The 13,322-nt window shown below is 39.3% G+C and carries 8 protein-coding genes and 1 pseudogene; 4 read left to right on the top strand and 5 right to left on the bottom strand.

All coding sequences use genetic code 11. The features are described from left to right. Positions 1–407 precede the first annotated feature (407 nt). From CK510_RS16015 to CK510_RS16005, 3 genes are all read right to left on the bottom strand, one after another. Complete coding sequence (locus tag CK510_RS16015; RefSeq protein ID WP_095722652.1) at positions 408–992, bottom strand: LURP-one-related family protein; 585 nt, start codon at positions 990–992, stop codon at positions 408–410. A gap of 425 nt (positions 993–1,417) precedes the next feature. Beyond that, positions 1,418–2,029: a hypothetical protein gene (locus tag CK510_RS16010; RefSeq protein ID WP_095722651.1), complete on the bottom strand. Its 612-nt coding sequence runs from the start codon at positions 2,027–2,029 to the stop codon at positions 1,418–1,420. A 132-nt stretch (positions 2,030–2,161) separates the two neighbouring features. Then, positions 2,162–3,904 (bottom strand): helicase HerA domain-containing protein, encoded by a 1,743-nt coding sequence (locus tag CK510_RS16005; RefSeq protein ID WP_095722650.1) that lies wholly within the window; start codon positions 3,902–3,904, stop codon positions 2,162–2,164. A gap of 312 nt (positions 3,905–4,216) precedes the next feature. Between CK510_RS16005 and CK510_RS16000 the strand changes: the two genes are divergently transcribed. Next, positions 4,217–5,689 carry a peroxidase family protein gene (locus CK510_RS16000; protein ID WP_095722649.1) on the top strand — a complete coding sequence of 491 codons (1,473 nt, stop codon included), beginning with the start codon at positions 4,217–4,219 and terminating at the stop codon, positions 5,687–5,689. Between the two features lie 319 nt (positions 5,690–6,008). Here CK510_RS16000 and CK510_RS15995 read toward each other — a convergent pair whose 3' ends face one another. After that, the gene (locus CK510_RS15995) at positions 6,009–6,809 is read right to left on the bottom strand and encodes a glutathione S-transferase family protein (RefSeq protein WP_095722648.1); all 801 of its coding nucleotides are present in this window, start codon (positions 6,807–6,809) and stop codon (positions 6,009–6,011) included. Between the two features lie 990 nt (positions 6,810–7,799). Here CK510_RS15995 and CK510_RS15990 point away from each other — a divergent pair. Then, positions 7,800–8,720: a fasciclin domain-containing protein gene (locus CK510_RS15990; RefSeq protein ID WP_095722647.1), complete on the top strand. Its 921-nt coding sequence runs from the start codon at positions 7,800–7,802 to the stop codon at positions 8,718–8,720. A 328-nt stretch (positions 8,721–9,048) separates the two neighbouring features. On the opposite strand, the pseudogene CK510_RS15985 reads toward CK510_RS15990, so the two are convergent. Further along, a pseudogene (locus tag CK510_RS15985) lies at positions 9,049–10,562 on the bottom strand (phenylacetate--CoA ligase family protein). A 264-nt stretch (positions 10,563–10,826) separates the two neighbouring features. On the opposite strand from CK510_RS15985, the gene CK510_RS15980 reads away from it, so the two are divergent. Together CK510_RS15980 and CK510_RS15975 are read left to right on the top strand one after the other, a co-directional pair. Beyond that, on the top strand, positions 10,827–12,590 hold the full coding sequence (locus tag CK510_RS15980; RefSeq protein ID WP_095722646.1) for a serine/threonine-protein kinase: 1,764 nt from the start codon (positions 10,827–10,829) through the stop codon (positions 12,588–12,590). Positions 12,591–12,702: 112 nt separating this feature from the next. Further along, positions 12,703–13,322, top strand: a 620-nt coding sequence (locus CK510_RS15975) for a protein kinase family protein (protein ID WP_158224912.1), incomplete at its 3' end; no start/stop codon positions are given.

The raw sequence follows: 13,322 nt of genomic DNA, 5'->3' as shown, positions 1-13,322 counted from the left end.
TATACTACGAGCGGCTTAAAACTTTACTAATATAGAACCCCTCTCCAACCTCTCCCCTTGGTAAGGATGTTGTTGGCGAATTAATGATGGGTTGAACCCCATTTTCCTCGTTCCTTGCCTCTGGCAAGGAATGCAGCGATTGAGGCTCTGCCTCAAATCTAACTGGAGGCAGAGCCTCCAAAAGCGCGTTACCAGGCTGGAGCCTGTTAACGAGAGGGTGAGGGTCTTCACCCCTCAACAATTAGCCAACAGTATCCTTGGTAAGGGGAGAGGCTTAAGAAATTGAATTTGTATACTAGTCAAAGTCTATTTTCTAACCGTTTTTAGTATATTAGGACTTTTCAAAACATTAATTTTCAATATCGACAGAGTTTAAATTGTGCGATCGCATATTGAGGAGAAACGATTTAACCACGATTTTTCTCCAGTAACAACATCATCATTAAACTAAGTAAAACCTGTTCTTCTTCCTTTGGATTCAAGGTATCTAAAGCTTTGATGGTAAATTGTCGTGAGAAAAACGAAGGAATTTTTTCTAACCGCATCACAACCGAACTATCAGCACGAAGAACTAAATAAGCAGGATTAAATACAAATCCGCTCAACATCCCAATACCTGGAATTTCTTGAAATAGTGCATCAGCAATTTTGACCCAAGGATTTTTCTCTTGAATCGTAAAATTTACACTTTCACCATCAAAAACATCATAACGCGCCCGCCACAATGATTTCAATCCTTGCCTTTTGACAGCACCAATTGGAATCCCATTTTCGTTGGTAAAGTCATAGCGTGCCGAAAAATCAATAATGCGATCGGCTTTAATATAGTATAGAGGTCGAGTACGTTCTGCATCAGCAAAAACTGTAATCGCTTCTTTGAGCTTGAAAAGCTTTTGTTTGACGTAAAAAAGTAAATTTCCTTGAGCATCAGCAATCGAGATTTGGGGAGAAAAAGCCCAAAATTTGAAGGTTAGTTGGAGAGGATATTGCATATATTTGGTAAACCACGAAAAATCTAACTATATTGTTCCCACTTATTCCATTTAACTAACATTTGATACAAATTTGTGCTTGGATTAGTGCGATATGAAGAATAATTCACCGTCGAATCTTACTTGATATATTAAATAATATAGCGGTTAGGGAACACCAAGAAATAAATCCTCCAATATTGTAGGGGTAGGGTCTCCCTACCCTTATGTATGATAGGGTTGGTAAATATATGATTTGAAGATTTTATTTTCTGGAAGTCCCTTATCTCTTCAGTACAATACAGTTGGTAATCGAGAATGCTGTAGGGGAACCCACGGTTGTTTGCCCTCATTTATATCGTTTTGTATTTAATTTATATAGTTTCATATGTAACCCAAATCAGAAGCGCTATAATCTATATCAATTTTGTAGTTTTACACTATTTCTATTGCCGTTGCGCTTCACTTATAGCATTGTATAAAATACCTAATATCTGTTTTATATCTCGAATATAGTATTCGCTCAAATCGATGGAAATTATCTTTTCTTCGAGTTTAACAAACTGCCAAATAGTACCAATTGTAATCGCACCGTAAATTGCTTTTATTTGGGTTCCATTTTGCTCGTTGAAAAGCTGTGCTGCAACCATTTCCGCAATACATTGAGCTAAACCAGAACGCAAATTTTCGTTTTTACTTTCTACCAAAACAATTACAGGGCTACGTACTAACAATTGTTCGGAAGAAAGACTAATTATAAAATCGCAAAAACCATTAAGTCCTTGCTTGGTATCAACAGTAAAATCGACTCCGGAAAATAAACTTATTTCTCCATTAAATTTTCGTCTGATATCTAATAATACAGGGCTAATTATCATTTCGCTGCGGGCTTTCTCTGTACTTATTGCTACAGCCAAATCGACATTTTCTTTGAGGATAGTTGATAGTAAATCGCTACATTCTTGTTCGTGAATATTTGCGAATAATCCTGATGATTCGCGAATAGTTAAGCCGAAATTAGTAATTACTTCAATTAGCTTGAAATCACTGTAAGCCATTTATTGATGTTTATTTTATTTATATAAAAATTCAATGTTGCTGTGTTGGCTTATGCGATCGCACCAGACAATCTATAATTCAATTATAATGTGTGTTATGGGATAAGAGACGACCCGGTGGGTCGTCTCTACCTAAAATCCTAAATCTGCCTTTGCTAACTCGGCAGCTGCAAACACTTCATTATCGGGTTTTTCTTCCCAAATTTGATCGCCAATTTCCGCATAAAATTTCTCATCATAAGGACGAGTTCTCACTACTACTGGCATTGGAACCGCATGTCCTAATATTAATGCCTGCTGCTTGGAATCTAACTTTGCTAAAACCGATCGCAATGCAGCACCACCAGATACCCCGGTAAATATTGCTTCGATATCTTTTTCGTCATTGAGTAATGCAGTCACACGAGTCCCAATTTGTGACATGACTTCATTATCTATCCCCGATGGACGCTGGTCTACTACTAATAATGTGACAAAATATTTTCGCATTTCCCGTGCGATCGTGCCGAAAATTGTACTGGAAACAATTGCCGGATCGAGGAATCTATGTGCTTCTTCAATCGTAATAACTAATTGGTTGGGTTTATCGGCAACATTACCACTTTGGAGAAATATTTCGGATTTGCCGACATAATGTTGGTGGATGCGTCGGGTAATCATATTTGTCACTAACATGTATGAAAGCATGTCCGATTGTGAACCAAATTCAATCACGACATTTTTACCAGCTTCCAATGTTTTTAAAATTTGGTTGATGTAGTTTTGAGGACAAGCCGATCGCATATATTTTAATTTCTCTAACCGCATTAATTTGCGTTGTAGTGCAGTGATTGAACCTTGGTGTCCACGCTTTTCTTCGCAGAACATCTTGATTTCTTCATTGGTCATATTAATTAACTGAAGAATCCAACCTTTGCCAAATTCTGCACATAAAATATTGGCATTATCTAAACTTGCTTCGGAAAGTCCTAAATCCCGACTACACAATCTAATATCTTCGACTTCGATTTGGTCGTAACTCAAATATAATTCTTGGGCATTTTTTACCCCTCGACGTTTGGTTGATGCTGGATCGAGGGTATATACTTCAACGCGATCGGGAAATAATTGTTTTAATCCTTTGACAGTACTGTATTCTTTCCCCTCACAAACAGCTTGCCATCCATATTCGGAGTGCATATCAAAAATGAGATTTACCCCAGCATTTTTCCGCACAATCCCCGCTAAAAGCAACCGTGTCAGGAAGGATTTACCTGTGCCCGATTTCCCAAAAATCCCGTTACTGCGCTCGACAAATCGATCCAAGTCGATGCAAACAGGAACATCCATATCTAATGGTTTGCCGATGGAAAAATTCTTGCGATGAATGTCATCTTCCCAACCAAAAACGCGACGGAAGTCTTCTTCTGATGCTTCGTAAACTTGACTGAAGTGACTAGGAATTGTTTTGACTGGCAACAATTCCATCGTTGTGCTGGTTTGGGGTTGGAATGATGCCAAACCTTTTGTTCCTGCGGGTACAAATGGATTTACTGATTTACCATTTGTGGGGGAAAAATCTTCTTCAACTTCTGGAGTAAACATCAACATTGGTGCGAGATTCACAGTCCCAAAAGTGCCGCTACCTGCCAATACATCCCGTAAAAAAGTGTCATTCCAATTGGGAGGATTGGCAATAATTCGCTGGTTTGCCATACCAAGTGCGACATCAGTTAGCATACAAAAAAAGCGCGATCGCATCCCCTGTACTACCAAAAATTTTCCTACCCGCATATCTTCTACAGATATATCGGGATGTAAACGCACTTCGAGTCCACCTGTGAGCGAACCTTGAGTAACTGAACCTAACGGTTGTCCCAATTGTCCCAATTGCATTGGATTCACTAGATAATTACCAGATTTATCTTATGTTGAATTTTAATAGTAATGTCAAAAAAATGCGAACAAAATTTAATACAAAATATTCCAGAAATATTACACTCAAGGGTACTGCTAAAGTTTGACTATTTTAAATATACTACACATACATACAATCAAATACGTGAAATTGCGATTCTTCAGTAGACCACTTCGCAGAATTATCGGGCAATAGATAGGAAGTTAGTAGCTTTACTATCCACCAACAAACAATAACCTTTCCTTGCATCCCTAGCAAACCCCAACAACAATAATAAGGTAGTAAAAAATATGCGTAGAAGACATGGATTTGCACCCCGCACGGGTGAAAATCAACCCTTGGGAGAATCTGTAAAAACTGGAAAATTTGGGAGAATGTTCCCAAAATTACCGAGTTTTACCCCATCGAAGGAAAGTTTGATGGAATTGGGTGAAGCAATGTCTGACCCTAGTCCCAATACTCCCGAAGGCGATAATATAAACGTTCCTGCGGGATTTACTTATCTTGGTCAGTTTGTCGATCATGACATTACCCTCGACACCAGCAGTTTACAAGATGCTCTTGTTGACCCTTTAGCGGTAACAAATTTCCGTACTCCCAGACTCGATCTTGATAGTATCTATGGTTCTGGTCCCGATGCTCAACCCTACCTTTACCAACTCGAAGACCCAGATTTATTTTTAATTGGGAAAACAAACTCGGAAGCGGGAATAGGAGACCCTTCAATTCCGACTCAGCTACCAAACGATTTACCTCGTGCTGAGAGTACTTTAGCAATTATTGGCGACTCCCGTAACGATGAAAATTTGATTGTTGCTCAATTGCACTTAGCTTTTTTGAAGTTTCATAACAAGATTGTCGCAGGTATCAGAGATGGAAGTATTAAACCCCAATATTCCACCGACAAATCTGTTTTCATCCAGGCAAGGGAACTAACGATTTGGCATTATCAGTGGATTTTATTGCACGATTTTTTGGCTCGAATTCTCGATCGAAATCAGCTAGAAATAGTCCTAAATAAAGGTAGACGGTTCTATAAATTCAAAGAAGAACCATTTATTCCTGTGGAATTTTCAGTTGCTGCTTATCGTCTTGGTCACAGTATGGTACGTGCAGTTTACGACTACAACCGAGTTTTTACTCCGCTTCCTGGTGGAGTTACACCTGCAACCCTAGAGTTATTATTCTTATTTACAGCAAAATCAGGTAAGTTTGGAGATTTTGCGAATATTCCCATTCCTAGTGACTGGATAATTGACTGGAGAAGATTCTTTCAAATTGACCCCACAGTACCCGTGACTTCCAGTCGCAAACTCGACCCATTCCTCGTCGATCCTCTGAAAAATTTACCTAATGTTCCACTTCCAAATTCGTTGGCAGTGAGAAACTTATTGCGAGGTCGCAGTCTCGGTTTACCATCGGGTCAAAGTGTTGCTCGGTTTATGAAACTCCAACCCCTGACCAAAGTGGAAATATCCACGGGAAAAGATGGTGCGATCGCAGTTAAACACAACTTCCATATTGAGTCCCCACTTTGGTATTACATCCTCAAGGAAGCCCAAATTCAATGTCAAGGAAAGCGCTTAGGAGAAGTCGGAAGTCGGATTCTTGCTGAGGTATTTATCGGTCTTTTGGAAGCTGATAGTTGTTCATTTTTATCTCGCTCTCCCGATTGGAAACCAACTTTACCTGCTCAAATTCCTGGTACATTTACAATGGTAGATTTATTACAATTTGTTGGAGATATTAATCCGATTGGTTAATGGTTCATCTGAGAAATTATAGCTAACCGCTCGGACTATATACTAAAAACGGTTAGAAAATAGACTTTGACTAGTACAACACGGCGCAAATAAACCGACTATTGTGAATACCAAACCCTTCAGAGCCAGAGGTTTATAACCTCTGCCTAATAGCGAAAGTCCTCTAAAAGAGGACTAAATTCAAGCACCAAATGGTAGGCATATTTATGCCAAGCTGTACTAGTATACAAATTCAATTTCTTAAGCCTCTCCCCTTAGCAAGGGGAGAGGTTGGAGAGGGGTTCTATATTAGTAAGGTTTTAAGCCGCTCGGAGTATAACTAATCTATCTGGATCGAAGTTGGTGAGCTACTGCTACTTGATGCTGGTGTGGAAAAAGCTAAGGATTTGCGGTATTGTGCATATAAGCGATCGCGCCAGGTAAAGAAGGTTTGGTAATCGGGATTATTAGCGAGTTCCGGTACTCCTTTTCCACGAATACTGAGTGGTAAATCTAAATAATCTCCTTCGGGAAATTTCAATAATATAGATAATCCGGCTACAGCAAAGTCAGCAAGGGTAGGTTCATCACCAGTCAAATAGGGACTATCTTCCAATAACAAACATAATGCTTCTAAATCCTGCTTCAAATCCGCGATCGCACTTTTAATCGCGTCTTGACTATAGCCAACTCCAAATCCCAACACTTTGAAGATATCGCTGGGTACTCCCTCTACTAATGTTCTGAAGATATCGGGTGTTGTTGTTGGTAACAAGGATTTGCGAAAATATTGATCCTGGCTAATTGCACCAAAAAGAGCTTTACGTCCTTTGATTCCAATCGATTCATCTGCCCATTCTTCCATCATTAAGCATAAACCACGACGTTTGCGGTCTGTGGGAATCAATGGACGATTGGGATATTGGGAGTCTAGATACTTGGCTATCTCAGTAGAGTCAGTAATGTATTTGCTACCATCTTTCAGTATAGGTACTTGTTTCTGTCCGGTGAGGCGGAATAATTCAATTTGTCCAATTCCTGGTGTCACCTCTATTTTACGGTATTCTATCCCTTTATAATCGAGAATAAAGCGTACTTTTTCTGAGTACTGTGATAGTTCAAATTGGTACAACTCTAGCATTTTGCATTCCCTGTCATTGGTTTACTTATAGATTTTACAGTTTTATCTACGTTGCGTTCGATTTCATTTTATAATCGTATGTTTTGCTATTTTTATAAAAATCTAACTTTATGGGGAAGCAGGGATAATTGTCTAGGTTATATCTACAAAAACTCAATTGAAATCTAATTTATTGATGCTTAATAACTAATGACACAGGTTTGTGGAGATAAAGCTACCATACAAAGTAGCTGAAAAGCCTATAAAAAGCTCTTTCTTTCTTTTGCATTTTTACTTTTTACTTTTGCCTTGTTGTACTAGGGGATATATTTTGAATTTCATCCAGGAGAAATAATGTATCTCTGAATTTACTTCCCTTTCTTTGGAAACTTTTTATAATTTAATTCGTCTTTAAAGCAATTTTAGCTCTATACCTATAAATTTTTTCTCTAAATTTTCTCAAAATTTTCAACATGACCAGAAAATGTATTTCTTTTTACCTATATTATTGAATAATGATGCTTAGATTTTGCTGTTTAGGGTCGTTCTTGCACAAATGTATTTAGGGATTTTTTTTACATTCTATGTATTTATTTTTACGAAAAAATATTAATGAGACAATTAAGGCGAGAAGCGTTCTCGCCGGAGTTTTTACGGCTATAAAGCTCACCAGTCAATACAAAAGAAAGAATAATGGAATATTATTGGAATGCGATCGCAACCAGTATTTATTCGTAAATAGAAGATTGGGTTGTACAATATAACACAGCAGTTCAAAATTGAATTAATTCAGTAATCAGGGAAAACATTGTTTAAGCGCTTGTTTCGACTAGAGAAGTGCGATCGTAAATCCAAAAATATTATTTTTCAGAATTTGCAAACTATTCGTATATAACCAATACAGCCATTTTTGGGTGATAAGTTGTAAATTATTGATTAGATTTTGTGCATCAAAAAATGTTATAAAGCTTCTATGTAATGTGTGGAAAACTTTAGCCAAACATAATTATTATGAAGGTAGATAACAACAAATTGCTTACCAAATTGGCTGGCATTGTGGGAGTGACGAGCATCGGTTTCTTGATTAACTTGCCTGCTGGGGCACAAGATAAACTCAATCAGAATCCCAGTATTTTTTCTGAGGGTACTTACAGCCGTACTCAGCGTGTGCTGACAAACGCACAGTATACACCGAGCAAACCTACGATTGATACACAGAAGCAAGAGTTACCTAAAAAGACAAAGAAAGAAACTGCTCAAACAACTCCCGGAGAGAAATTAAATCCGGCTCCAAGTATTTTACAGGAGTGTCCTTATAACCGTGCTGCTTGCCCTGGAGGCGGTTCATCTGCACCATCTGCAACTCCACCAGCAACAACTCCGTCAGAAGTACCTACAACTACACCTCCCGCACCAGGAGGAGAAGTTACACCAACTCTGACTCCAACCGAACCAACACCAACACCAACACCAGAAGGTACAGAAAAACCTCCGACAAAACCGAGCGATCGCAGCGATAGCAACAAAAACATAGTTGCTGTAGCGGAAGCGAACGGTTCGTTTAAAACCCTGACTAAAGCATTAGAAGCAGCTGGACTGACTAAAACTCTACAAGGTAAAGGTCCATTTACAGTTTTTGCACCTACCGATGCAGCATTTGCGGAATTACCCCCAGATGCACTCAAAGACTTGTTGAAGCCAGAAAATAAAGAGGTATTGGTGAAGATTTTGACCTACCATGTGGTAAAAGGTCAGGTTCTCTCCACCGACTTGAAAGCTGGGGAAGTCAAGAGTGTCGAAGGTGGTCCCATCTCTGTTAAAACTGAAGGTGGCGTAACCGTAAATGATGCAAAAGTGGTTCAAGCTGATGTGAAAGCAAGTAACGGTGTGATTCACGTCATCAACAAAGTGATCTTGCCACCCAATTTGTAAATTTAAGCTGTAAATTTCGGCTAATTCGGGAACAATAAATTGTTCCAAATGTAGGGGCGGGGTTTTCCCGCCCTTTCTAATGATACGATGGGCAAACTCGTTGATTCCCTGTTAATTAGGGTAAACTTGTGGATTTCCTGTTAAGGGACTTCTGGAAAATAAAATATCCCAACTTATAGATTTATCAATCAATTATATCCTTTGCAGGGTGGGGAGACCCCACCCCTACGACACAATAATTTGGGACAATTTATTTCTTGGGATTTCCTGTTAATTTGGGCAAACTCGTGGATTCCCCATATATTAGGGCAAACAACCGTGGGTTCCCCTACCGTGTATATCGATGTTTGACACCAACCGGAAAATATTCAGCATCTCCATGTGACTTCAATGTAATCTGTGGGGTTTGATATTCAATAGGAACATAATTGGCAAATTCGCTATTTAGACGTTTAAGTTGGGTCAAAATAGAATCTGTTGCTAATTGTATTTTTTCCTCGCTTCCCCCAATTCCTGGTGCTAATTCCACTGTCACTGTTAAAAATCGATTTTTATCCCTATCTTCAATCACCTGCAAAACAAACTTACCCGTTACCCATTCCCTAATTCCCGGTTGTTCCAATCCCACCGTCACATTTTCTGGGTATATATTAGCACCGAAATAAGAAACGGTAAAATTAGACCTGCCAAATACATACACAAACGGCAAATTCCGAATCCCTCGCTTCTCTCCGGTATCGTCTCGAACTAGAGGATTAAATCCCCATCCAGCTAGAAATTCCAGCATGGTATCGTAAGTAATTATTCCCCCGTTATCTAAAATGTTATACCGCAATAACGGAATCCCATTATTACCAGAAAAGAATAAAGTCTTCTCTTCTACCTCAAAAAAACGACTGATGGGNTGATGGGGTCATATTGTAGCAAAGTTGGTAAACGGGATTCTCCAAACAAAGCTTTTGCTGCTTTGGGATTTTCTGCTAAAAAGCGACGAATGCAGATACTCAAAGGTGTTTCGTTTGCCAAGACTCCAGCATCGGCAGTTCCATATAAAGATGCAAAATCATAGCAGGGATTTTCGGAACCAATTCTTTCAGCGACTAAATTTCGCCATTCTTCGCTAAAGACTTCCCCTGCTGTTACTAATTTAATATGATATTGTTTCCATTCCACACCTCTAGAAATCCCAGTATCAATGACATCTTTGAGGAAAGGTGGATATCCCAATAACACCACTTGCTCGAATTCTCTGCCAAGTTCCGTGACAACACGCAAAATCTCATCTTTATTATTACCTGGAGTAATTAAAGTGATGGGATAGCCTTTGCTGGCTAGGTAGCGACAGCAATTACTTGTGAACATACCACCTACCCAAGTTCCCAGGGTAAAACATATCACGGCTAATGTGGGTTTGGTGTCTGCAAAAAAGCTATCGTGAAAGATTTGCTCGAAACGGGTAGTAATTTCGAGTTCGTCGGTGAAAAATCGACACCAGTATGTGGGTTTACCTGTGGAACCGGAAGAAGCTGCAATGAAGTCACTGTTGGTAATTTTGCCATCACGACATAACTCAGCAAGGGAGTGATGTTGTAGGTAATTTTCCTTTGTTAAGGGTGGTAAAGTTTGAAAATCTGCTCTTGTTTGGATGGTGGTAGGATTGATACCGTTTTGTGTCAGAAAAGCCTTGTATGCTGGCACATTTGCAGCGACATTATGGAATAGCTGTAGTGCTGCGATCGCAGGTTCTGTTTCTAGATGTTGCTGAAGTTTTGTGTCTAGGGGGGTGTGTAAAAAGTTGGAAAATGCGATCGCAGCGTGCTGCCGTCTTTCTTGGGGATTCATGGTACTTGTCACTGTATTAATTTGCTGTTATTAATGGGCATTGGGTATGGTGTGAAATAATTATTTTGTTTTCTAATGTCCAAATTTCAGCAGGTTTATCTGTGAATTGACTTAAAGGAGTTTGATATTTTAGCTAATAAATATGAATATTATAGAACCGCCAAGTCGCAAAGTCGCCAAGAGGAGAAGAAAAATTTTCCGTAATAGTTACGTTTCATCTTGTAGCAATTGAGTAAAAATCCTTTAATTCGTCCTTTAAACACCATGCAGGTTTATTGCAGCAAAAAACACGCAAATACAGATAGCGATCGCTTTTGTACCCAATGTGGTGAGTCTCTACCATTACAACAGGGGAAAGTGATTGCTAGTCGTTATAAAATTATCCGTCAGCTGGGGCAAGGTGGTTTTGGACGTACCTATTTGGCTGAGGATTTCCAGCAGTCGAATGAAAAGTGCGTGTTGAAGGAATTTGCTCCGCAAGTTGAGAATCCCCAGGATATTCAGAAGGCAAAGGAGTTATTTGAACGGGAAGCGAGTGTTTTGAAGGAGTTGCAGCATCCGCAAATTCCTAAGTTCCATGAGTTTTTCCAAACCAGTTTCGGAAAGACGGATTTTTTCTTTTTGGTTCAGGATTATGTGGAAGGTGATACTTATTGGGATTTGTGGGATAAACGTCTCAACCAGGGTGAAAAATTTAGCGAGAAAGAGGTAATTTCGCTGTTTGAAAAAATGTTGCCTGTGTTGGATTATATCCATAGTAAGGGGGCAATTCACCGCGATATTTCTCCAGATAATGTGATTTTGCGAAGTTCCGATAATTTGCCTGTGTTGATTGATTTTGGTGGTGTAAAACAGGTTCCAGCTTCCCAGGGTTTTTGGATGACGCAGTTGGGTGGAAATGTGACTTTGTTGGGGAAGAAGGGTTATGCTCCGGAAGAACAGTTGCGTCAGGGTAAAGCTTTTCCTTGCAGTGATTTACATTCTTTGGGGGTAACAGGTTTGGTGTTGCTGACGGGGAAGGAACCGCAGGAGCTTTACGACAGCTACCAGGGAAGTTGGAGATGGAGTACGGAAATTAGGGTTAGTCGGAATTTTGAAGGGATTCTCAAGAAGATGGTCGCATATAAACCTAGCGATCGCTATCAAAATGCCGAAAATGCGATTAAGGAATTACAAAAAATAGGAAATCAGCAAATTCCAAATCAAAAGATTCCAAATCAAAAAACTCCTAACTCTTCTAATCCAACTTCTGCCAATCAAACAACGAATCCTTTAATTACTAAAATGAAGACGATGATTGCTGCTCCTGCTGGAAGGGTTGCTGGGAGTAAGTTTCATCAGAAAACACAAATGGCAATCCAAGCATTACCTTTACCGATTTGGATGCGTCCATTTGCCATGACTTTTGTGGGAACGACGGTTGTAGTTTTGGTTTGTGCTGGTACTTGGGGTTTATTTAATGCTGTTGTGCAAGGTGTTTCCTCGATTCAGCTTCCTAGTATTTCCCTTCCTAGTCTCCCCGGTACTAATTCCCAACCTGCTACTGGGGATAGTAACCCAAATTCCAACCCAAATTCCAACCGCAGTAAGAATGTAGTGGTTCGTCGTCAAGAATTGGAAGTACCCGAAGGCTTTTTTAATCGTACAGTTAATGATATTTTCTATACTAAAAAACCCGAATTACAAAGACGTAGTTTGACTGGTAGTTCGGAAGATGAGCCGTTACGGAAAGAATGGGCAAGTATTGGGCAAGATTTATTGAATAAATTGGAACAAGAAAAATTCAGTAAGGAAGTTCGTGAAAGACTGGGAAGTTATGGTGGGAACGATTACGAGATTTGGCAGAAAAAAGCGGAAGCTGGTGATTTGGGTAAATACACAATCGAACAGCTAAATACTGACACAAATCGTAAATTTGATGACTTGTTCCCAGGAGTTCGACGTGGGAAACTGAATCAACAGACATACGGTCAAATTTGGTATGCGATCGCAGCGAACCAAGTGGGTAAACTAGAATCTGGGAATTAATAAATTTAATCATGGTTCATAAATTTGAACTCTTAATTTTTTTAAAGACGTTCCATCCGAACGTCTCTACATACATAATTTGTAATTCCTAACTCTTAATTCCTAACTTTTTATGCAGTATTGTTCCAAAGGACACGAAAACCCAGATGGTAGCAAGTTTTGCCTTCATTGTGGCGAAAAAATGGAACCCGAAAAAAATCAAATGGCTGTAAATCAAAGTATTCAAGCTGGGATAACTTTGGGCGATCGCTATTTAATTATCCGTCAATTGGGTCAAGGTGGATTTGGCAAAACCTATCTTGCGGAAGATATTAACCGTTTTCGTGAACTTTGTGTCATCAAAGAATTTGCCCCCCAAGTTCAAACAGCTTATGTACTCCAAAAAGCTGAAGAATTATTTCAACGGGAAGCAACTGTTCTCTACAAACTCCAACATCCCCAAATTCCCCGCTTTCGTGAATTTTTCCGCAGTAAATTAGGCGAAAAAGAATATTTATTTATTGTCCAAGATTATGTCGCTGGAGAAAACTACCGTTCCCTTCTCGATTCACGTTCCTACAAAGGGATGTACTTTAGCGAAACCGAAGTTAAGCAATTATTACAACAAATCCTCCCAGTTTTAGATTACATCCACTCAATGGGTGTAATTCACCGCGACATCTCCCCCGATAACTTAATTCTACGCAATCCCCAAACCCCAACAGAAGCCGCATTACCAATCCTCATTGACTT

The organism is Brunnivagina elsteri CCALA 953, assembly GCF_002289455.1.
In the GTDB taxonomy this organism is placed as follows: Bacteria; Cyanobacteriota; Cyanobacteriia; order Cyanobacteriales; family Nostocaceae; genus Brunnivagina; species Brunnivagina elsteri.
This window is presented reverse-complemented; position numbering and strand designations above follow the sequence as displayed.

Excerpts from the sequence above, each read along its gene's own strand:
- CK510_RS15980 (WP_095722646.1), top strand. The coding sequence starts at position 10,827 with ATGCAGGTTTATTGCAGCAAAAAACACGCAAATACAGATAGCGATCGC.
- CK510_RS15995 (WP_095722648.1), bottom strand. The coding sequence starts at position 6,809 with ATGCTAGAGTTGTACCAATTTGAACTATCACAGTACTCAGAAAAAGTA.
- CK510_RS16000 (WP_095722649.1), top strand. The coding sequence starts at position 4,217 with ATGCGTAGAAGACATGGATTTGCACCCCGCACGGGTGAAAATCAACCC.
- CK510_RS15990 (WP_095722647.1), top strand. The coding sequence starts at position 7,800 with ATGAAGGTAGATAACAACAAATTGCTTACCAAATTGGCTGGCATTGTG.
- CK510_RS16015 (WP_095722652.1), bottom strand. The coding sequence starts at position 992 with ATGCAATATCCTCTCCAACTAACCTTCAAATTTTGGGCTTTTTCTCCC.
- CK510_RS16010 (WP_095722651.1), bottom strand. The coding sequence starts at position 2,029 with ATGGCTTACAGTGATTTCAAGCTAATTGAAGTAATTACTAATTTCGGC.
- CK510_RS16005 (WP_095722650.1), bottom strand. The coding sequence starts at position 3,904 with ATGCAATTGGGACAATTGGGACAACCGTTAGGTTCAGTTACTCAAGGT.